Source organism: Curtobacterium sp. MCBD17_028 (genome assembly GCF_003234875.1).
Taxonomy (GTDB): domain Bacteria; phylum Actinomycetota; class Actinomycetes; order Actinomycetales; family Microbacteriaceae; genus Curtobacterium.
This window is the reverse complement of record NZ_QKTQ01000010.1, coordinates 1-18698: the sequence shown is the minus strand read 5'-3', so window position 1 is coordinate 18698 and position 18698 is coordinate 1. Positions and strand designations below refer to the sequence as shown.

Sequence of the window (18698 nt, the reverse complement as noted above, 5' to 3'; positions counted from 1 at the left end):
GCGCCTAGGATCGCAGCATCATGACGCAACTGCGGATCCGCGACGCTGCCACGTACCTCGGCGTGAGTGACGACACCGTCCGACGACTCGTCGACGGCGGGACGTTCACCCGCGCCACGGACGACGCGGGCCGTGCTGTCGTCGACGGCCGCGAACTCGCCCGGTACGCCAAGGAGCGCAGCACGGCCCTCGCCGACCCCGCGTCGGGGGTGCAGAGCTCCGCCCGCAACCGGTTCGTCGGGATCGTCACCGACGTCGTCGCCGACCGCGTGATGGCGCAGGTCGAGCTCCAGTGCGGCCCGCACCGCGTCGTCTCGCTCATGAGCGCCGAGGCGGTGCGCGACCTCGGCCTCGAGGTCGGGTCCGTCGCCGTCGCGTCCGTCAAGGCGACCATGGTCGTCGTCGAAGCCCCGATCGCGCCGGTGTCCGACGCGGACGGGCCCGCCCGGGAGGAACCCGCATGACCCGTCCGTCGTCCCGCCTCCGTCCCGTGGCGGCCGCCGCGCTCGCCCTCGTCGGCACGCTCGCCCTCGCCGCCTGTTCCTCCGGCGGAGGATCCGGATCGGCCACCCCCGCCGCCAGCGCCTCGTCCAGCGCCGGCCCCACCGGCACGCTCACCGTGTACGCGGCCGCGTCGCTGCAGCAGACCTTCACGACGCTCGGCAAGCGGTACGAGGCCGCCCACCCCGGCGCCCACGTCACGTTCTCGTTCGGTGGGTCGAGCGACCTCGTCAGCCAGATCCAGGCGGGCGCGCCCGCTGACGTGTTCGCATCCGCCGACGAGACGACCATGGGGACCTTGAAGAGCGGCGGCATGATCGCCGGGGCGAGCCACGACTTCGCGACGAACGTGCTCGAGATCGCGACCGCCCCGGGCAACCCGAAGCAGGTGTCCTCGTTCTCCGACCTGGCGAGCTCGTCCCTCCAGGTCGTCGTCTGTGCGACGCCCGTGCCGTGCGGCGCAGCGACGGCGAAGGTCGAGTCCGCGACCGGCGTCACCCTGCACCCCGTCAGCGAGGAGCAGTCCGTGACCGACGTGCTCGGCAAGGTGGAGGCCGGGCAGGCCGACGCCGGCGTCGTCTACACGACCGACGTCCGGGCGGCGGGGTCGAAGGTGCACGGCGTCCCGTTCAGCGCGAGCGCGAAGGCCGTGAACACCTACCCGATCGGCGTCGTCCAGGGCACCGCGCACAAGGCCCTCGCCGCGTCGTTCGTCAGCTACGTCCGCTCGACCGCGGGCGAGCGGGTGCTGCGGGACGCGGGGTTCGGCAAGCCGTGACCGACGGGCTGCCGCGGCGTGCCGGGACCCCGCGCGCCGCCGTCCCCTGGTGGCTCCCGGTCCCCGCCGTGGTGGGCGGCCTGTTCGTGATCGTCCCCGTCGTCGCGATGACGGGATCGGTCGACTGGTCGACGTTCGGCCACCTCGTCACGACGCCCGCGTCGCTGACCGCGCTCGGGCTGAGCCTCGGCACCGCGCTCGCCGCGACCGGCGCCGCGTTCCTGTTCGGGTTCCCGCTCGCCGTGCTGTTCGCCCGGTCCGACGCGCGATGGGTCGGGGTCCTCCGCGCGGTCGTGCTGCTGCCGCTCGTGCTCCCACCCGTCGTCGGTGGGCTCGCGCTCCTCGCGGCGTACGGCCGGATCGGCCCCGTCGGCGGGTTCCTCGCCGCACACGGCGTCCGGATCGCGTTCACCACGGTCGCGGTCGTCATCGCGCAGACGTTCGTCGCGATGCCGTTCCTCGTCACCGCGATCGAGGGTGCGCTCCGGGCCGGTGACGGCCGGGCCGAGGCGGTCGCCGCGACGCTCGGTGCCGGACCCGCGCGGGTGCTCGTCACGATCACCGCGCCACGGGCGGTGCCGGGCATCCTGTCCGGCCTCGTCCTGTGCTTCGCGCGGGCACTCGGGGAGTTCGGCGCCACGCTCACGTTCGCGGGCAGCCTGCAGGGTGTGACGCGCACGTTGCCGCTCGAGATCTACCTGCAGCGCGAGATCGACCCCGACACGGCGGTCGCCCTGGCGCTCGTGCTCGTCGCCGTGGCGATCGTCGTCATCGGAGCGTCGTCCCTGCTCGGTCGTCGGGCGATCGCGTGACCGCCACGGTCCTCCGGTTCGGCGTGACGGCACGGGACGTCGTGGTCGACCTGACGATCGCCCCCGGCGAGGTCGTCGCGCTCGTCGGCCCGAACGGCGCCGGCAAGTCGACGGTCGTCGGGGTCGCCGCGGGACTCGTCCGCCCTGACGCCGGTGAGGTCCTGATCGCCGGGCAGCCCGTCGTCCGCGGACGTCGCTCCCTGGTCCCCGTGCACCGCCGCGGCGTCGGGCTCGTCGGGCAGGACCCCGTGCTGTTCCCGCACCGCTCCGTGCTCGAGAACGTCGCGTACGGGCCCCGAGCCACGCGCCTCGGCCGACGCGCCGCACACGGACGCGCGCTCGCCGCACTGACGACGGTCGGGGCCGAGCACCTCGCCACCCGCTGGCCGTCGTCCCTCTCCGGCGGCCAGGCCCAGCGGGTCGCGGTGGCCCGCGCGCTCGCCACCACACCCCGCCTGCTCCTGCTCGACGAGCCGACGTCCGCGCTCGACGTGGAGGCGCAACGCGAGGTCCGCCAGGCGCTCGCCGCCGCCGTCCGGAGCGGAGACGCGAGCGCGGCGGGCGGGACGGCCGTGCTGCTCGTCACGCACGACCCGCTCGAGGCGATGGCGCTCGCCGACCGCGTCGTCGTCCTCGAGCGGGGTCGCGTCGTCGAGGGCGGTCCCGTCGAGCGGGTGCTCCGACGCCCGACCTCCGCGTTCGGCGCCGCGTTCTCAGGCCTGACCCCGGTCCACGGACATGCCGTGGTCGGCGGGATCCGGCTCGCGGGAGGCGAGGTCCTGCACGCCGACGCGGTCGATGCCGGACCCGGAGCGGCGGCGCTCGCCGTCTACCATCCCACCGCCGCGCGGCTCGGGAGGCCCGGGGGCGTCCGGACCGGTCCGCCGTCCGGCATCGTCCGGCGCGTCGATCGGATCGAGCCGCGCGACGGGCTCGTCCGCGTGGTCGCGGGGGAGTTCGTCGTGGACGCGACCGTGGCGGCCGTCGCTGCGTCCGCGGTGCGGGTCGGGGCGGAGGTGAGCGTGGGCCTCCCGGCCGACGAGGTCACGGTGTTCCCGTCGTCGCCGGGGAGGTGACGGTCGGACGGGTCGCCCCGTCCGGCGACCACGGGCACCGCCACGCGCCTGACGTCAGCCGGCCATCGACGCGAGCTGGGCGTAGAAGGCCGCCGGGTCGCCCGCGAGCGACGCCTTCACCATCGCGCTCCAGTCGTCGACGACGACCTCGATCGAGCCGGCGGCGAGTGCGTCGAGGGAGGCCCGCGGCACGTCCCGCGGATCGATCATGGGACCGTCGTACCCGGACATGATGTCGGTGTCGGCGGCGCCGAGGTGGACGCCCTGCACCAGCGTGCCCTGGTCGGCGAGTTCGAGGCGGATGCCGTTCGTCATGTTCCACTCGGCGGCCTTCGCGGCGCCGTAGGCACCGGAGGCAGGGCCGAACGCGAACCAGGACAGCGCGGACAGGACGTTCACGATCGCACCGCCCCCGTTCGCGGCCAGGACCGGGGCGAACGCACGGACGACGTCGAGGGTGCCCCAGAAGTGCGTGTCCATCTCGCGGTGGATCTCGGCGAGGTCGCCGGTCACCAGGCTCGCGCCGGTCGAGATGCCCGCGTTGTTGACGAGCAGCGTCACGTCCCGGGCGGCGGCCGCGGCGGCGATGACCGAGGCGTGGTCGGTGAGGTCGAGGTGCAGGGGGACGACCCGCGGGTCGTCGACCTCGAGCGCCTCGATGCGTCGTGCGGTCGCGTAGACCGTGCTCACGCCGCGGTCGAGCAGTTCGAGGACGAACTGGCGGCCGATGCCGCGGTTCGCTCCGGTCACGAGGGCGGTCTGTCCGGTGATGTCCATGCTGGTTCCTCCATCTGGTGGCGGGCTCGATCGGCACCGCCGGAGCTACGCTAGGAGTTGACGTCGACGTCAAGGGCAAGTGGCGACCGCCACCCGCCCACCAGCGGTGTCCGAGGAAGGGGCGTCCGATGCGCATCGGCGAGGTCGCACGGCGAGCAGGGGTCAGCCCGAGGGCGCTCCGCTACTACGAGGAGCAGGGGCTGCTCGCGTCGATCCGCACGGCGAGCGGCCAGCGCGTCTACGCGGAGTCCGCCGTCGAGCGGGTGCAGCTGATCCAGCAGTTCTTCGCCGCGGGGCTGTCGAGCCGGACGGTGCTGCAGCTGCTGCCGTGCGTCGACAGCGGGGCGTCGTCGCCCGAGGCGTTCGCCCTGCTCGAGTCGGAGCGCAACCGGATCACCGAGGCCATGGCGTCCCTCGGCGCGGCGCGCGACGCGCTCGATCGGATGATCGACATCGCGTACCACCCGACGCCCGAGCACTGCCCCGCGCTCCGTGAGCGGTCCGAGGAGTCCGAGGAGTCCGAGAGCGTCAGCCCCCGGCGAACGGCGGCATGACGTCGACGAGCTCGACGCCGACCAGGGGCGTCGCGGCGTGCTTCGTCGAGATGCCGTCGACGAGGTAGGAGCAGCGACCCCGCAGGGCGGCCCAGCGCTCGGCGTCCTCGACCGGGACTGCGTCGAGCGCGGCACCGAGGGTGCGGGCGTCGACGTCGAACGCGTCGCGCCCGACCGCCGCGCGTGCCGCCGCGAAGAACCGGATGCGCGTCACGCTCATCCGCCGATCGCGCTCATCGAGCGGGCCGGCTGCACGAAGTCCGCGCGGTCGACGCCGTGGTCCCGCGGCTTGGCCCACATCGCCCGCTGCCAGATGGCGACGACCTCGTCGTCGTCGGCGCCCGCACGCATCGCGGTGAGGACGTCGGTCTCCTCGTCCGAGAACAGGCAGCTCCGGACCTTGCCGTCGGCCGTCAACCGCGTCCGGGTGCAGTCGGCGCAGAACGACTCCGTCACGCTGGCGATGATCCCCACCGTGCCGAGGTGGCGTCCGGTGCTGCCCGACGCGGTCCGCTCCGCGACGTCGTAGCGCTCGGCCGGGGCACCGTCACGCGGTGCGGCGTGCGGCGTCAGGACGACGTGGTCGGCGATGAGCGTCCGGACCTCGGCGGCCGTGACCATCTCGGTGCGGTCCCACGTGTGCCCAGCGTCGAGGGGCATCTGCTCGATGAACCGGAGTTCGTACCCGCGCTCCAGACACCAGGCGAGCAGGTCGGCGGCGTGGGTGTCGTTCACCCCGCGGAGGAGCACCGCGTTCACCTTCATCCGCAGCCCGGCGGCGTCCGCGGCGGCGATGCCCTCGAGCACCCGCGCGAGGAACGGCCGCCGGGTCACCGTCGTGAAGGTCTCGGAGTCGATCGTGTCGAGCGAGACGTTGATGCGGTCGAGGCCGGCGTCGGCGAGGGCCTGGGCGCGCGAGGCCAAGCCGATCGCGTTCGTCGTCAGCGACAGCTCGGGACGATCGGGCAGCGCCGCGCATCGAGCGACCACGTCGACGAGGTCCGCCCGGAGCAGGGGCTCGCCGCCCGTGAACCGCACCTTGCGCACGCCGAGTCGTGTGGCCCCGAGGCCGACGAGCCGGGCGATCTCCGCCGCCGTCATGATCGCGTCGCTCGGCGAGACCGGGAGGCCCGCGGCCGGCATGCAGTACGTGCACCGCAGGTTGCACCGCTCGGTCAGCGACACCCGGAGGTCGATCGCACGCCGACCGAAGCGGTCGACGAGACCGGTGTGCGGCATCCCCAGCATGACCATGACGTCAGCCTACGTCGCGGTCCCGGCGGCGCTGTCCCAGCCGCGACGGCCAGGAGGCCCGGCCCTGCGCTGCGTGCGCGGGGCCGGGCCTCCTGGGCGACCGCCCGACCAGGTGGGCCGGAGCGGGTCAGCGTGTCAGCGTCCGGACGTGTGGGACTCCCAGACCGCCTTCGTGCCCTTGTAGAGCACGAGGTTGCCGTCGTCCTGCATCACCAGTCGCGTCGCGCCGGACTTGCTCGACTTCGTCGACCACAGCGCGGACCCGGCGCTGTTGTAGAGCACCGTGTTCTGGTCGGCCTGCAGGGTCAGCGTGGTGCCGCCCTTCTTCGACGTCTGGGACGCCCAGGTCGCCTTGCCGCTGCTGTAGACCACGACGTTACCGTCCGCCTGCACGATGAACTGCTTCTTGCCGTTCTGGGACAGCAGGTACTGGCCGGCGGTGAGCGTCGAGGTCGGCGTCATCGTGTCGCGGCCGTTGCGGCCCGTGTGCCAGTACAGCGTGCTGCCGTTCTCGAGCCGCAGGTCCCCGTTGTCCTCCATGGTGAGCTTGTTCGCCGGCTTGTTCGAGGTGTGGCTCTCCCAGATCGCCTTGCTGCCCAGGTACACGACGAGGTTGCCGTCCGCCTGCATCTTCAGGTAGGCCCCGGGCTTGCCGCTCGTGCCGCTCGACCACAGCGCGCGGTTCATGCCGTAGACGACCAGGTTGCCGTCGGCCTGCATGTTCAGCGTGTACTGCTTGTTCGCCGACGTGATGCCCTGCCCACTGTTCAACTGCGCGCCCGCGCTGAGGGAGCTGCCGACCGTGGTCACGGCCGGGATCGCCGGCGCGGAACCGCCGCCACCGGTCGCGAACTGCCGCAGCTGGGCGAGCGTGCCGTTGTAGACGTCCTGGTCGCCGGCGAACACCCCGGCGTCGGCGTACTGCCACATGGCGTACTTCGTCCAGCTCGCGGGGAGCGTCCCCGCCCCGGACGACAGGCTGCTCGGGTAGCGGGCGATGAACAGCGGGCTGCCGCTGAACGCCGCGCTGTTGCCCGTGCACGTCTTCCACCAGTCGGTGGTCGAGTAGATCGCCGGCAGGACGCCGGTCTTCGCCTTGATCGTGTTCGAGAAGTCCCGGATCCACGACACCATCGCCGAGGCGCTCAGGCCGTAGCAGGTGTTCGTGCCGTCGGTGCCGGTGTACGGGTCGTACTCGATGTCGAGCAGCGGGGGCAGCGTCCGGCCGTCCGCGCTCCAGCCGCCGCCGTGCGCCGCGAAGTAGGTGGCCTGCGTCGCGCCGCTCGACTTGTTCGGAACCGCGAAGTGGTACGCCCCGCGGATGAGTCCGGCGTTCGTGGCGCTGGTCCACTGCGACGCGAACTGGCTGCTCGTGTACGAGGTCGACTCGGACGCCTTGATGTACACGAACCGCGCACCCTTGTTGTAGGCGGACGACCAGTTGATGCTGCTGTTCGTCTGCCACGCGCTGATGTCGAACCCGTCGGTGCCCGGGACCGCTGACGAGTTCGCCGCGTTCGCGTGCATGAGGCCGCCGGACACGTTCGCGCCGGTGTTCGCCGCGATCGTCGAGCCCATCGTGTGGTTGCCCGCGGCGTTCATCTCGGCGAGCGACGGGTCACCCTCACCCGTGGCCGACCCGTCGGCGCTCGCGGGCGCCGTGGCGCTGGCGGAGGCGGTGGCGCCGGCGGTCGCGGCGGCGCTCGGCGACGCCGACGCGCTCGCGGACGGCGTCGCCGGCACGGCGGCCGTCGCCGAGGCGGACGCCGTCGCCGCCGTGCCCGCGGTGTTGGTCGTGGTGGTGGCGCTGGTGCTCGTGGTGGCCGTGCTGGTGGCTGCCGCTGCACTGGTGACGGTCAGCAGCGGGCCGCCGAGGACGACGGCCGTGCAGGCTGCCGCGGCAGCGACCACCCCTGAGAATTTGCTGGGTCGCAAGTCGGAACTCCCTGATCATGGGCGGTTCCCTCTGCCGCCCCAACGGTCCGGATGAGCCTAAACGAGCCGGTCCGGATCCGAACCCCCCGGAACGGGGGCGTGGCGTTCGGGGGACAAACGGGCGCGCCAGCGTACCCAGTCCGAACGCGGTGTCCGCACCAGCGTTCCGACGAGCACGAGCGCCGCCGCCGCCGCGAGGGTCCACCGGAACGTGTCGACCGACGGGTGCAGTTGCCGGACCGTGATCGCGAGTCCGACCGCGAGCCACTCCCACCGCCCGGACAGCACGACGAACGGCACGAGGAGCAGCGCGTACCAGGGGTAGCGGGGGCTCACGGCGAGCAGGGTCACCCCGATCACGAGCACCTCGCCGCTCCACGGCCGGGCGGGATCGGCGACGCGCCAGGCGACGACCGCTGTCAGGAGCACGACCACGCCGACGACGACGATCGCCGCGTTCCCGTGGGCGACCAGCGACACGAGGGCGAACCGGGAGCCGTCGTCGTAGCCCTCCTCGGACAGGTACCCGGGCAGGTAGCCGAGCACGCGGAGGCCCGTGGTCGCCACGTACGGCACGTACAGCACCGCGAACACCGCGACCCCGACGAGCAGCGCCCACCACGAGCGGCGGCGTCCGAGGAGGGCCGGGTACGCGATCGCGGGGATGAGCTTCGTGCTCGTCGCCGCACCGAGCGCGATCCCGCCCCACACCGGACGGCCGAACGCGACGAGCACCGCGCCGACCGTGACGAGCGCGGCGCCGAGGACGTCGACGTGCGAGTTCGTCACCGCCTCGGACGCGACCAGCGGGCACCACGCCCACAGGGCCGCCCAGCGGAGGTCGGCGCGGGCGCGCCGCAGCACGAGGAGCAGGCCGACCGTGACCCCGAGCGACACGGCGAGGCCCGCGACCTGCATCGGCCAGTACGTCGCCGTCACGGGCACCAGGCTGCGGACCAGGGCGAACCAGAGCTCGGCCATGGGCGGGTAGATCGTCGGTACCGAGGGCCGGTTGATCGGCGTGCAGAGGCGCGCGTCCGTGGCGGTGTCGTGGGCGGTCTGGATGCGGTCCCCCGGGCAGTACGTGGGGCCGGTCGGGCTCTGCACCACGTGCGGGGTCGGGTGCCCGAAGAGCCAGTCCGGCCGGATGCCCGCGAGCACGTGGGACGACGGCGTGTGCGCGTAGGGCGACAGACCGTGCAGCTGCACGATGCCGTCCCACGCGTACCGCGCGCTGTCCGAGCTCGTGTCCGGCGGCCCGGCCAACGCCGCGACCCCGACGACCACGGCGCCGCCCAGGACGACCGCGGCCACCGCGCGCCGCGGCACCGCGCGGAGCAGCAGGACACCGAGCACGAAGACCGCCCAAGCGATGCAGGTCCACGTGACGAATGGAGTGCGATGACCGGGAACGAGGAACCCCAGATGCGTGATGCCCCAGGCGATGACGCCCGCGAGCACCAGCACGGTGACCGCGGCCGGGAGGGTGGCGAGCGCGGCGCCGAGGCGGGTGGGACGCTGACTGCTCGTGCGGCGCGGGGCTCGGGGCATGGTCCGTCGAGCGTAGTGGGACCCGAACGCCGCACATCCGGCGGTTCCACGGCGAGCGGCGTCGTCGGGCTGCCAGGATGAACGCCGTGCGTCGGCTGCTCCGTGACCTCCGCCGTGGCCTGGCGTCGCCGAACCGCAACGCCCGGTCCGCGGTCGTGCTCGGGCGCCTGCTCGGCATCGCGTTCCTCGTGTGCTTCGCGACCGGACTGTGGAGCCACTTCCTGCAGGACCCGCTGCCCTGGATGACGTTCCCCACGGAGCCGGCCCGGCTCTACCAGTTCACGCAGGGCCTCCACATCACGACCGGCATCGCGATCATCCCGCTCCTGTTCGCCAAGCTGAACACGGTCATGCCAGCGCTCGTCCAGGACCCCCCGCTCCGTGGGCCGCTGCACCTGCTGGAACGGGCCTCCATCACGGTCTTCGTGTCGGCGGCGGTCGTCCAGGTGCTCACCGGACTCGTCAACACGTACCAGTGGTACCCGTGGCCGTTCTCGTTCCGGCAGACGCACTACGCGCTGTCGTACGTGCTCATCGGCTCGCTCGCGATCCACATCGGCGCGAAGCTCCCGCTCATCGTCCGGTACTGGCGTGCGCGGGACTCCTACGACGCCGAGGGCCGGTTCGTCGTCGACCCCGCCGTGCGCAGCGAGCTCGTGCCGGACCCGGTGCCCGCGGGCGACGGTGCCGCGCCGGCTCGCGCGGGCGACGGTGTCGCCCCGGCTCGCGCGGGCTCAGGCCGGGAGGCCCGGCAGTCGTCCGCCGCGCCGACCCGCGGGGTCACGGGCCGACTCCTCCGGTGGATCGACGCGGACCCCGGAGGTCCGCGAGGCCGCGCGGGTGACGGCGACCAGCCTCCGGCCGCATCGCAGGACGGACGCCGGCAGCGCCTGGCGCGCCGCGGGTTCTTCACCGCCGTCGGTGGCGCGGTGGCCGCGGTCGTCGTCCTCACGGTCGGGCAGTCCTCCCGCCTGGGCGAGCCGTTCACCCTCTTCGCGCCGCGGCAGCGTGGGCTCGGCCCGGCCGACCTGCCCGTGAACCGCACCGCCCACGCCGCCGGGGTGACCGAGACCGCCCGCGCGGGGGACTGGGGGCTCACGGTGTCCGCGAACGGCGTCCGCAAGCGCTTCTCGCGGGCGGACCTGCGGGCCATGGACCTCGTCACGGTCGAGCTGCCGATCGCCTGCGTCGAGGGATGGAGCCAGATGGCGACCTGGCGCGGCGTCCGCATCCGGGACCTCGTCCACGCCGTCGGTGCCCCCGCGGCGAGCACGTTGCGGGTCACGAGCCTCGAGCGACACGGCGGGTACCGCGTGATGGAGATGGGCGCGGAGTACACGGCCGATCCGACGACGCTCGTCGCGCTCGAGGTCAACGGCGCGGACCTCCCGCTCGACCACGGCTACCCGGCACGGATCATCGCGCCCGGTCGGCCCGGGGTGCTCCAGACGAAGTGGCTCTCGAGCATCGAGGTGACCTCGTGAGCACCGCACCCACCACCGCTCGGGGCGTCTGGATCGCCCGGCTCGTGCTCGTGCTCGTCGGGGTGGCGGTCCTCGCGTTCGGCGCCTGGACCCTCGGGTCCGTCGAGCGGCCGCACAAGGCGGTCGGGCTCCTGTGGTGGCTCATCGGCGCCGTGGTGCTCCATGACGGGGTGCTCTCGCCGTTCGTCGTGCTGGTCGGGGTGCTGCTGCGGAAGGCAGGGCGACGTCTGCCCGGGTGGACGCTCGTCGTCGTGCAGGTCGCGGTCGTCATCGGTGCGGTGCTCGCCCTCGTGGTGCTGCCCGAGATCCAGGCGACGCACCACGAGAAGAACCCGACCGTGGTGCCGTTCGACTACACCCTCCGGCTCGTGCTCGCCGAGGTCGTGCTCGGGGTCGTGGCGGTCGGCGCGGTCGCGGTGGGCCTCCGCGGCGCCCGGCGCCGCCGCGTCGGCCCTGCCGGTGCCTCCGGCCCTTCGGGCCCGGCCGGCCCCGGCCTCCCCTGACCGCGAGATCGCAGTCGTTGCTGCTCTGGGCACCTCCAGAACGGCAACGACTGCGATCTCGCGGAAGGGGACGGAAGGGGACGGAAGGGGGCGGTGCAGTCGATCAGGGGCGGCGGAGTTCGCAGAACGACCGACCGGCGACCGTCCAGCGCTGCGACTCCGTGAGCCCGGCGACGCGGGCGTCGCGGCGGAGCGCACGCTGCCCGACCTCGGCCCAGGGGAACTCCGCGCTCGTCCGGCCGTCGGCGTCCACCACGCGGGCGTCGTAGGTGCGGTCGGCGTCCGGGTCGGCGTTCGTCTCGACGATGATCCGACCGCCGGGGCGCACGATCGCCCGGCACCGCTCGAGCAACGCCGCGGGGTCCCCGCCGATCCCGATGTTGCCGTCGATCACGAGCGCGGTGTCCCAGTGGCCCTCGCCGGGCACGGGGTCGAACACGGAACCCTGGATCGCGCGGCCGCCGGCGTGCTGGGCGATCGAGACCGCAGCCGGGGAGACGTCGACCCCGAGTGCGGGGATCCCGAACCGGCCCGCCGCGACGAGCATCCGCCCGGGGCCGCAACCGATGTCGATGAGCGGACCGTCGACGACCTCGAGCAGGGACAGGTCCACCTCGTCGGCGGGAGCGTTCCAGCGGCCGACGTCGAACGTCACGTCGTGTCCCGGGCGGTCGGGGTCGCGGAGCCGGATGTGGCCGTCGGTCGCGAGGGCCTGCGCGTACGGCTCGTCGCCGCCGGCGCCGAACGCGGCGTCGCGGTCGTCGCCTCCGTGGCTGCCGCCGGTGGTGAGCATCGTGTCGGTGGTCATCGCCGTGCCTCCTCGAGGTCGCGTCCGGCGTCCGGGTCGTCCTCGCGCACCGCGGCGAGCGCCGCCGCGAACCGGGACTCGGGCGCGAGCGTGGCAACGGTCTCGGCGTCGGCGATCGTGTCGACGTCGAGGAGCTCGTCGAGCAGACCGACGCGCAGCCCGGCGGCGCGGAGCCGGTCGAGCTGCACCGCGCCGGTGTCGTCGCGGGACATCGGGACGCCGCGGACCAGGTCGCCGCGCGGCTCGCGGAGCCACAGGCCCCAGAACCCGCCGTCCGCGGCCGGTCCGAACCACGCGTCGTGGTCAGCGCCCTCCTGGCCGTCGGTGCCGCGGACGAACACGGGGGCGACGTGCGTCGGAGTGAGCTGCGGCGTGTCCATGCCGACGAGCAGGGTGGGACCCTCCACGGTGTCGAACATGGCCGCGAGTCGCTCGTCGAGGTCGCCCCGCACCTGGTGCAGGACGTCGAAGGACGCCGTGGCGGCGGGGACGTGCTCGCCGTCGAACAGGAGCACCCGTCGCTCGGCGGGCATGGCGAGCACGGCGGCGATCGTGTCGTCGAGGCTCGCCGCGGCGACCCGGGCCGCCTCGACCGGCGAGAGCGCAGGCGAGAGCCGCGTCTTCACACGGCCGGGCACGCACTCCTTGCAGATGAGCACCACGGTCGTCACGCGCGCACCTCCGTCGCGTCCGCTCCCGCCGACTGGACGCCCGTTGACCGGTCGGGAGGCGCGGCAGCGGTCCGCGCAGCGGTCCCGTCGTCGAGGTGGGTCGGTCGGGCGGGGTCGAGCCGGTCCTCCCGTCGGTACCGGCGGAGGAGCCGTGACATGTCGCGGATGGCGTTGACGGTGCCGCGCAGGGTGCCCGTGACCTTGCTGTCGCCGATGCGCTGCGCGTACCCGATGTCCGACTCGTCGACGCGCCATCCGGCGCGGTGCGCGGCGAGGACCATCTCGAGCGGGTAGCCGCTCCGCCGGTCCTGGAGGTCGAGGGCGACGAGACCCTCGCGGTACATCGCCCGCATCGGGCCGAGGTCGTGCAGGCGGTACCCGGTGGCACCGCGCATGAGCCGGGCGAGGACGACGTTCGCGAACCGGGCGTGCGGGGCCCAGGCGCCGGACCCGGTCGGACGTCGCCGGCCGAGAGCCAGGTCCGTGCGGCCCTCGGTGACCCGTGCGACGAGCGGGACGAGGTCCATCGGGTCCATCGAGGCGTCGGCGTCGCAGAACGCGATGACGTCGGCGGTGGCGGCGGCGACCCCGGCGGCGCAGGCCGACCCGAACCCGCGTCGGGGCTCCGTGACGACGAGCGCCCCGTGCGCGCGGGCGACCTCGGCGGACCCGTCGGTCGAGCCGTTGTCCACCACGATCGCGCGGTATCCATCGGGCAGGCGGGTGAGGACGCTGGGCAGCGCCTCGGCCTCGTCGAGGCAGGGGAGGACGACGTCGACGGTCATGCCGGTCATTCGGTGCGGGCCGGGAGATCGATGGGAGGCTCCTCCGAGCCGCCCTGATCGTCCTCGCTCGTGCCCGCGGTGGCGTCCGTCGGAACCGCGGAGGCCTCCGTCGACACCGTGGCGGCGTCCGTCGTGCTCGGGGTGGTGTCCCTCGGAACCGCGGCCCGGAGTGGCGCCGAGGCGAACTCGCGCATCCCGGCGACGAACTCGACCTGCGCCGACCAGCCGAGTTCCCGCGCGATGCGGGCCGACGACGCCGTGACGTGCCGGACGTCGCCGAGCCGGTACTCCCCGGTGACGACCGGCTGGGGCCCGTCCGGACCGGCGATCGCGGCGGCCATGTCACCGATCGTGTGGACGTGGCCGGAGCCGACGTTGTAGGCCGCGAAGCTGTCCGGCGACGCGGTGCGCGTGGCGGCGATGGCGGCGATGTTCGCGTCCGCGACGTCGGCGACGTGCACGAAGTCGCGGCGCTGGCCGCCGTCCTCGAACACACGGGGTGCCTCGCCCCGGGCGATCGCGGACCGGAAGAGCGATGCGACGCCGGCGTACGGCGTGTTCGCGGGCATGCCCGGACCGTAGACGTTGTGGTACCGCAGGGCGATCGCCCGGCCACCGGTGGCCCGTGCCCACGACGACGCCAGGTGCTCCTGCGCCGCCTTCGTCTGCGCGTACACGTTCCGGGGGTCGAGGGCGGCCGACTCGTCGATGAGCTCCGGCACGAGCGGGTGTCCGTCCGGCCCGATGGGCTCGAAGCGGCCGGCGTCGAGGTCCTCGCGGCGGCGTGCGGGCGGGCGCGCCGGGTCCCCCGAGGAGGTCCGGTAGGCGCCCTCGCCGTAGACGACCATCGAGCTCGCGACGACGAACCGGTCGACGCCCGCGCGGTCCATCGCGGCGAGGACGGACGCCGTCCCGACGTCGTTGCTCGACACGTAGTCCGGGGCGTCCTGGAAGTCCACGCCGAGCCCCACCTTGGCGGCCTGGTGGCACACGACGTCGATGCCCACGAGTGCGGCGTCCACCGCGTCGGCGTCGCGCACGTCCCCGCGGACGACCTCGACCCCGAGCGCGTCGAGTTCCTCGACCAGGCCCGTCGGATCGCCGTGGACGTCCGGGCGGAACGAGTCGAGCACGCGCACCGTGTACCCCGCGGCGACGGCGCGCCGCACGATCTCCGAGCCGATGAAGCCCGCGCCGCCGGTCACGAGCAGGTGCTCGCCGTGCGGCCGGGAGGCCGTGGTGCCGTCCGTCATGCCCGGACCGCCCGCGCCATGACCGACGCGGACGCCTCGGCCGGCACGAGTTCGCGCGGGGTGTGGTCGTCGGGCACCGCGCCGACGATCGCCTCGATCGCGTGGACGATGACCGCGTTCGCCGCGGCGAGGCGCTCCATGACGAGGTGGTGCGTCACGGCGCCGGTGTCGTCGGCCGGCGCCGCGTCGGCCCCTGCGTCGGCGGCCGGTGCGTCGGCGGCCGGTGCGTCCTCGGCCGGCGCGAGCCCGGCGTCGGCGTCCGTCACGAACGACAGGTTCACGGTCCCGATGCCGAGCTCGGCGGCGAGCTGCACCTCGGGTGACATCGTCATGTTGATGGTGTGACCGCCCGCCTCGCGCATCCAGACGGACTCGGCGCGGGTCGAGAACCGCGGGCCCTGGATGACGACACAGGTGCCGGTCGGCTGCAGCGGCACGCCGAGATCGGTCAGCGCCCGCACCGCGATGCGCCGCAGCACGGGGTCGAACGGGTCGGCGAACGACAGGTGCTGGACACCGCCCTCGTCGAAGAACGTGTCCTGCCGCCCCCACGTCCGGTCGATGACCTGGTCCGTCACGACGAAGGTCCCCGGCGGGTACTCGGGGTGCAGACCGCCCACGGCCGAGCTCGACACGATCGCGCGCACGCCGAGGGACCGCAGCGCCCAGACGTTCGCCCGGTACTCGATCCGGTGCGGCGGCACCGAGTGCTCCCGCCCGTGCCGGGTGAGGAACGCGACCCGGCGCCCCGCCATGGTGCCGACGGTGATCGGACTCGAGGGGCGCCCGTAGGGGGTGTCGACCTCGATCTCGGTCGCCGTGCCCTCGGCGAACAGCGAGTACAGGCCGGACCCGCCGATCACGCCGATGGGCACGGCGTCGGTCGGTGTGCTTGCAGAGTCGGCGTGGGGATCGTCGAGCGGGGTGGAGCTGTCCACGTGGTGGCGTCCTTCCGGGGGCAGAGCGAGGTCCCGGTTACGCTATCGGCAGACGTTCGGCTGACGTTAGGCATGTCTCCAGCAGCCCGGACGATCCGGACGACGAGGAGCACGATGCGCACCATCGAGGACCACCGGCTCGCGATCGCGGACCTCGTCGCCCCCGTGCTCGCGGCACTCGCCGTGGCGCCGGGCGGCCGGGAGGACCGGCTCGTCGACGACCTCGCCGCGGAGCCCCTCGCCGGGCACGCCGCCCGCGTCCTCGCCGTCGGCATCACCGCGCCGATCGACCTGCCGCCGTTCGACAACAGTCAGATGGACGGGTTCGCGCTCCGCGCCACCGACGCCGGCGTCCCCCTCCGCGTGGTGGCCCCGATCGCCGCCGGCGCCGCCCCGCCGCCGCTCGCGCCCGGCACGGCCGCGCCGATCATGACCGGGGCGGCCGTCCCCGCGGGTGCCGACGTCGTCGTGCCGGTCGAGGCGGTCCCGCCCGGCCGGTTCCCCGCCGCGCTCGACCTGCCGACCGTGACCATCGCCGAGCCACCCGCGGTCGGGACGTTCGTGCGGCGACGGGGGTCGGACCTCCCGGTCGGCGGGGTGCTCGCGACCGCCGGGGCGGCGTGCTCGCCCGCCCTGCTCGGTCTGCTCGGCGCCGCAGGGGTCGAGCGGGTGACGCTCGTCCGGCGACCACGCGTCCTCGTCGTGTCGACGGGCTCGGAGGTCGCACCGCCCGATGGTGCCGGCGGTGCCGGTGCCGACCGCGGCGGCGTGGCGGGCGCGACCATCGGCGACGCGAACGGTGCCGCGCTCCGCGCCGCGCTCGCCGAGGTGGGCGCGGAGACCCGCGCGGTCCGGGTGCCCGACGACGTCGACCGGTTCCGGGTCGCGGTGACCGCGGCCGTCGGCGACTGGGCCGACCTCGTCGTCACCACGGGCGGGATCAGCATGGGTGCGTTCGAGGTCGTGCGCGAGGCCCTGGAGCCCGCCGGTCTCACCGTGACCGGGGTCGCCATGCAGCCCGGCGGGCCGCAGGCGTTCGGCACCGTGCCCTTCGGCGACCGGGCGGTCCCCGTCGTCGCGTTCCCCGGCAACCCCGTGTCGGCCCTCGTGTCGTTCGAGGTGTTCCTGCGCCCCGTGTTCGCCCGCCACGCCGGCCTGCCCGACCGTCCGGCCGAGTCGTTCCCCGCCGGGGAGGCCGCCGCGTCACCGTCCGGGAAACACCAGATCCGACGGGGCAGGGTGGAGGACGGCACGATCCGCTTCGTCGGCGGACCGAGCTCCCACCTGCTCGCGCACCTCGCCGAGGCGACGCACCTCGTGCACGTCCCCGTCGACACGGACACCGTGTCGCCGGGCGACGTCCTGACCACCTGGAGGATCCGATGACCGACGCGCTCTCCCACGTCCGCCCCGACGGCTCGGCGCACATGGTCGATGTCTCGGGGAAGGACGTCACGACCCGGTCCGCCACGGCCACGGCGACGCTCGTCACCCGACCGGACGTCGTCGCCCGCATCCTCGACGGCACGCTCCCGAAGGGCGAGGTCGTCGGCACCGCCCGCATCGCGGCGATCATGGCCGTCAAGCGCACGAGCGACCTCATCCCGCTCTGCCACCCGCTGCCGATCAGCGGCGTCGAGGTCGAGGTCACGGGGCAGGACGACCGGGTCGTCGTCACCGTCGCCGTCCGGACCACCGCCCGCACCGGCGTCGAGATGGAGGCCCTCACCGGCGCGAGCGTCGGGGCCCTGACCGTCTACGACATGGTCAAGGCCGTCGACCGCAGCGCCGTCGTCACGGACGTCCGGGTGCTCGAGAAGCACGGCGGCCGCTCGGGCGACTGGAGCGCGTCGTGAGCGGGGACGTGTCGGCGACCGGGGCACCGACGCCGGCGAACGCCGCCGGGGCCGAGTTCGGGACCGGGGCTGCGGCCGGAGCCGGGTCCGGGGCCGGGGCATCGTCCGCCGGTCGCGGCCGCGGTGCCGTCGTCGTCGTGTCCACCCAGGCCGCCGCGGACGAGTCCCTCGACACCACCGGCCCCGTGATCTGCGACTGGATGCGGCAGCGCGGGTTCAGTGTCGAGAGCGCTGTCATCGTGGCCGACGGCGGCCCGATCGCCGACATCGTCGCGGCCGAACTCGCCGGCGGCGCCAGGATCGTCGTGCTCACGGGTGGCACCGGTGTCACCCCGACCGACCGCACGCCCGAGGCCGTCGCGCCGTTCATCGACCTCGAGATCCCCGGGATCATCGAGGAGCTCCGTCGGCGCGGGGCCCAGGCATCGACCCGCGCCCTGCTCACCCGCGGTGTGGCCGGCCTCGCCGCGGGCGGGACCTTCGTCGTCACGCTGCCCGGGTCGCGCGGGGGTGTCCGCGACGGCTTCGACGTCATCGACGGCGTGCTCGACCACCTGCTCGACCAGGTCGCCGGCGAGGGACACGCGCCCCGCGGTGCCGGAGGTGCGTCGTGAGCGACGAGCGCGGCGGGGCGCACGCGGCCCCGGGCCTCCCCGTCGATGGTGCTGACCGAGCCGGGTCCGGTGGCGGGGGCGAGCCGGGCCTCCCCGACGCCGTCGTGCGCGCCGACGCCGTCGTGCGCGCCGACGTCGTCGACCGCGCGATCAGCGTCGCCGAGCTGGAGGCCGTGGTCCCCACCGACGCCGACGGTGCGGTCGTGACCTTCGCCGGGGTCGTGCGCGACCACGACGGCGGCAAGGGCGTGCACGCGCTCGGGTACGAGGCGCACCCCACGGCCGCGGCCGTCATCGCGGGGGTTGCCGGGGCGATCGCAGGGGAGCACCCCGGTGTCCGGATCGGGGTCCTGCACCGGGTCGGGGACCTCGTCGTCGGGGACGTCGCGCTCGCGGCCGTCGTGGCGTCACCGCATCGGGCCGAGGCCTTCGCGGCGTGCTCCGCGCTCGTCGACCGGGTCAAGGACGAGGTGCCGATCTGGAAGCACCAGCGGTTCACCGACGGGACGGACGAGTGGGTTGCGGCGCTGTAGCCCCTGTCTCTTATA

General features: G+C 74.1%; 22 protein-coding genes. 12 read left to right on the top strand and 10 right to left on the bottom strand.

The window, feature by feature from the left end; translation table 11 throughout:
- The first annotated feature begins 20 nt into the window (after nucleotides 1-20).
- The 4 genes from DEI86_RS11985 to DEI86_RS11970 are packed head-to-tail and all read left to right on the top strand — an operon-like array spanning nucleotide 21 to nucleotide 3167.
- On the top strand, nucleotides 21-464 hold the full coding sequence (locus DEI86_RS11985) for a molybdopterin-binding protein (RefSeq protein ID WP_111011189.1): 444 nt from the start codon (nucleotides 21-23) through the stop codon (nucleotides 462-464).
- Complete coding sequence (gene modA / locus DEI86_RS11980; protein ID WP_111011190.1) at nucleotides 461-1279, top strand: molybdate ABC transporter substrate-binding protein; 819 nt, start codon at nucleotides 461-463, stop codon at nucleotides 1277-1279. Before DEI86_RS11985 ends, modA begins: the two co-directional genes overlap by 4 nt.
- Complete coding sequence (locus DEI86_RS11975; protein WP_258375143.1) at nucleotides 1276-2091, top strand: ABC transporter permease; 816 nt, start codon at nucleotides 1276-1278, stop codon at nucleotides 2089-2091. Before modA ends, DEI86_RS11975 begins: the two co-directional genes overlap by 4 nt.
- Nucleotides 2088-3167: an ABC transporter ATP-binding protein gene (locus DEI86_RS11970; protein WP_111049645.1), complete on the top strand. Its 1080-nt coding sequence runs from the start codon at nucleotides 2088-2090 to the stop codon at nucleotides 3165-3167. The genes DEI86_RS11975 and DEI86_RS11970 overlap by 4 nt, the downstream gene beginning before the upstream one ends.
- 54 nt (nucleotides 3168-3221) lie before the next feature.
- Here the strand turns inward: DEI86_RS11970 and DEI86_RS11965 are convergent, their stop codons facing one another.
- Nucleotides 3222-3944, bottom strand: a complete 723-nt coding sequence (locus DEI86_RS11965; protein ID WP_111049644.1) for an SDR family oxidoreductase — start codon at nucleotides 3942-3944, stop codon at nucleotides 3222-3224.
- Between the two features lie 128 nt (nucleotides 3945-4072).
- On the opposite strand from DEI86_RS11965, the gene DEI86_RS11960 reads away from it, so the two are divergent.
- Entirely contained in the window at nucleotides 4073-4498 is a 426-nt protein-coding gene (locus DEI86_RS11960) for a MerR family transcriptional regulator (protein WP_111011193.1), read from the top strand.
- Here the strand turns inward: DEI86_RS11960 and DEI86_RS11955 are convergent.
- The 3 genes from DEI86_RS11955 to DEI86_RS11945 all read right to left on the bottom strand — a co-directional run bounded on the left by DEI86_RS11955 (nucleotide 4473) and on the right by DEI86_RS11945 (nucleotide 7330).
- A complete protein-coding gene (locus DEI86_RS11955) occupies nucleotides 4473-4718 on the bottom strand; it encodes a MoaD/ThiS family protein (protein WP_111049643.1) in 246 nt (81 codons plus the stop codon). The genes DEI86_RS11960 and DEI86_RS11955 overlap by 26 nt on opposite strands.
- Nucleotides 4715-5752, bottom strand: coding sequence for a GTP 3',8-cyclase MoaA (gene moaA, locus DEI86_RS11950; RefSeq protein ID WP_111013976.1), 1038 nt, complete (start codon nucleotides 5750-5752; stop codon nucleotides 4715-4717). Before moaA ends, DEI86_RS11955 begins: the two co-directional genes overlap by 4 nt.
- Before the next feature lie 135 nt (nucleotides 5753-5887).
- Nucleotides 5888-7330: a GH25 family lysozyme gene (locus DEI86_RS11945; RefSeq protein ID WP_220038173.1), complete on the bottom strand. Its 1443-nt coding sequence runs from the start codon at nucleotides 7328-7330 to the stop codon at nucleotides 5888-5890.
- Here DEI86_RS11945 and DEI86_RS16315 point away from each other — a divergent pair.
- Nucleotides 7305-7742 carry a hypothetical protein gene (locus tag DEI86_RS16315; RefSeq protein ID WP_146244914.1) on the top strand — a complete coding sequence of 146 codons (438 nt, stop codon included), beginning with the start codon at nucleotides 7305-7307 and terminating at the stop codon, nucleotides 7740-7742. The two genes, DEI86_RS11945 and DEI86_RS16315, sit on opposite strands and share 26 nt — an antisense overlap.
- Nucleotides 7743-7744: 2 nt before the next feature.
- Here DEI86_RS16315 and DEI86_RS11940 read toward each other — a convergent pair whose 3' ends face one another.
- Entirely contained in the window at nucleotides 7745-9238 is a 1494-nt protein-coding gene (locus DEI86_RS11940; protein WP_111049641.1) for a glycosyltransferase family 87 protein, read from the bottom strand.
- A gap of 86 nt (nucleotides 9239-9324) precedes the next feature.
- Here DEI86_RS11940 and DEI86_RS11935 point away from each other — a divergent pair, with 86 nt between their 5' ends.
- On the top strand, nucleotides 9325-10722 hold the full coding sequence (locus DEI86_RS11935; RefSeq protein WP_111049673.1) for a molybdopterin-dependent oxidoreductase: 1398 nt from the start codon (nucleotides 9325-9327) through the stop codon (nucleotides 10720-10722).
- Nucleotides 10719-11225 (top strand): hypothetical protein, encoded by a 507-nt coding sequence (locus tag DEI86_RS11930; RefSeq protein ID WP_111049640.1) that lies wholly within the window; start codon nucleotides 10719-10721, stop codon nucleotides 11223-11225. The genes DEI86_RS11935 and DEI86_RS11930 overlap by 4 nt, the downstream gene beginning before the upstream one ends.
- Before the next feature lie 103 nt (nucleotides 11226-11328).
- Here the strand turns inward: DEI86_RS11930 and DEI86_RS11925 are convergent, their stop codons facing one another.
- From DEI86_RS11925 to DEI86_RS11905, 5 genes are read right to left on the bottom strand one after another with little or no spacing between them, the layout of a single operon-like run.
- The gene (locus DEI86_RS11925) at nucleotides 11329-12033 is read right to left on the bottom strand and encodes a bifunctional 2-polyprenyl-6-hydroxyphenol methylase/3-demethylubiquinol 3-O-methyltransferase UbiG (protein ID WP_258376535.1); all 705 of its coding nucleotides are present in this window, start codon (nucleotides 12031-12033) and stop codon (nucleotides 11329-11331) included.
- A complete protein-coding gene (locus tag DEI86_RS11920; protein WP_111049639.1) occupies nucleotides 12030-12704 on the bottom strand; it encodes a DUF2064 domain-containing protein in 675 nt (224 codons plus the stop codon). The genes DEI86_RS11925 and DEI86_RS11920 overlap by 4 nt, the downstream gene beginning before the upstream one ends.
- Nucleotides 12701-13489: a glycosyltransferase family 2 protein gene (locus DEI86_RS11915; RefSeq protein WP_309146561.1), complete on the bottom strand. Its 789-nt coding sequence runs from the start codon at nucleotides 13487-13489 to the stop codon at nucleotides 12701-12703. The genes DEI86_RS11920 and DEI86_RS11915 overlap by 4 nt, the downstream gene beginning before the upstream one ends.
- 5 nt (nucleotides 13490-13494) lie before the next feature.
- Nucleotides 13495-14742, bottom strand: a complete 1248-nt coding sequence (locus DEI86_RS11910; protein ID WP_111013982.1) for an NAD(P)-dependent oxidoreductase — start codon at nucleotides 14740-14742, stop codon at nucleotides 13495-13497.
- Nucleotides 14739-15680 (bottom strand): MTAP family purine nucleoside phosphorylase, encoded by a 942-nt coding sequence (locus tag DEI86_RS11905; protein WP_111049638.1) that lies wholly within the window; start codon nucleotides 15678-15680, stop codon nucleotides 14739-14741. The genes DEI86_RS11910 and DEI86_RS11905 overlap by 4 nt, the downstream gene beginning before the upstream one ends.
- A 114-nt stretch (nucleotides 15681-15794) precedes the next feature.
- Here DEI86_RS11905 and glp point away from each other — a divergent pair, with 114 nt between their 5' ends.
- Genes glp through DEI86_RS16725 form a run of 4 tightly spaced genes read left to right on the top strand, consistent with a single transcriptional unit; the run spans nucleotide 15795 to nucleotide 18683 of the window.
- The gene (glp, locus tag DEI86_RS11900) at nucleotides 15795-17066 is read left to right on the top strand and encodes a gephyrin-like molybdotransferase Glp (protein ID WP_111049637.1); all 1272 of its coding nucleotides are present in this window, start codon (nucleotides 15795-15797) and stop codon (nucleotides 17064-17066) included.
- Nucleotides 17063-17536, top strand: coding sequence for a cyclic pyranopterin monophosphate synthase MoaC (moaC, locus tag DEI86_RS11895; protein WP_111010923.1), 474 nt, complete (start codon nucleotides 17063-17065; stop codon nucleotides 17534-17536). Before glp ends, moaC begins: the two co-directional genes overlap by 4 nt.
- Complete coding sequence (locus DEI86_RS16730) at nucleotides 17533-18150, top strand: molybdenum cofactor biosynthesis protein B (protein ID WP_258376534.1); 618 nt, start codon at nucleotides 17533-17535, stop codon at nucleotides 18148-18150. Before moaC ends, DEI86_RS16730 begins: the two co-directional genes overlap by 4 nt.
- Nucleotides 18147-18683 (top strand): molybdenum cofactor biosynthesis protein MoaE, encoded by a 537-nt coding sequence (locus tag DEI86_RS16725; protein ID WP_309146560.1) that lies wholly within the window; start codon nucleotides 18147-18149, stop codon nucleotides 18681-18683. Before DEI86_RS16730 ends, DEI86_RS16725 begins: the two co-directional genes overlap by 4 nt.
- Nucleotides 18684-18698: the final 15 nt, after the last annotated feature.

Bases quoted from the DNA above. Each gene is read 5' to 3' on its own strand.
- DEI86_RS11985 (WP_111011189.1), top strand. From the start codon at position 21: ATGACGCAACTGCGGATCCGCGACGCTGCCACGTACCTCGGCGTGAGT.
- modA (WP_111011190.1), top strand. From the start codon at position 461: ATGACCCGTCCGTCGTCCCGCCTCCGTCCCGTGGCGGCCGCCGCGCTC.
- DEI86_RS11965 (WP_111049644.1), bottom strand. From the start codon at position 3,944: ATGGACATCACCGGACAGACCGCCCTCGTGACCGGAGCGAACCGCGGC.
- DEI86_RS11960 (WP_111011193.1), top strand. From the start codon at position 4,073: ATGCGCATCGGCGAGGTCGCACGGCGAGCAGGGGTCAGCCCGAGGGCG.
- DEI86_RS11955 (WP_111049643.1), bottom strand. From the start codon at position 4,718: ATGAGCGTGACGCGCATCCGGTTCTTCGCGGCGGCACGCGCGGCGGTC.
- moaA (WP_111013976.1), bottom strand. From the start codon at position 5,752: ATGGTCATGCTGGGGATGCCGCACACCGGTCTCGTCGACCGCTTCGGT.
- DEI86_RS11945 (WP_220038173.1), bottom strand. From the start codon at position 7,330: ATGGGCTCGACGATCGCGGCGAACACCGGCGCGAACGTGTCCGGCGGC.
- DEI86_RS11940 (WP_111049641.1), bottom strand. From the start codon at position 9,238: ATGCCCCGAGCCCCGCGCCGCACGAGCAGTCAGCGTCCCACCCGCCTC.
- DEI86_RS11925 (WP_258376535.1), bottom strand. From the start codon at position 12,033: ATGACCACCGACACGATGCTCACCACCGGCGGCAGCCACGGAGGCGAC.
- DEI86_RS11915 (WP_309146561.1), bottom strand. From the start codon at position 13,489: ATGACCGTCGACGTCGTCCTCCCCTGCCTCGACGAGGCCGAGGCGCTG.
- DEI86_RS11910 (WP_111013982.1), bottom strand. From the start codon at position 14,742: ATGACGGACGGCACCACGGCCTCCCGGCCGCACGGCGAGCACCTGCTC.
- glp (WP_111049637.1), top strand. From the start codon at position 15,795: ATGCGCACCATCGAGGACCACCGGCTCGCGATCGCGGACCTCGTCGCC.
- moaC (WP_111010923.1), top strand. From the start codon at position 17,063: ATGACCGACGCGCTCTCCCACGTCCGCCCCGACGGCTCGGCGCACATG.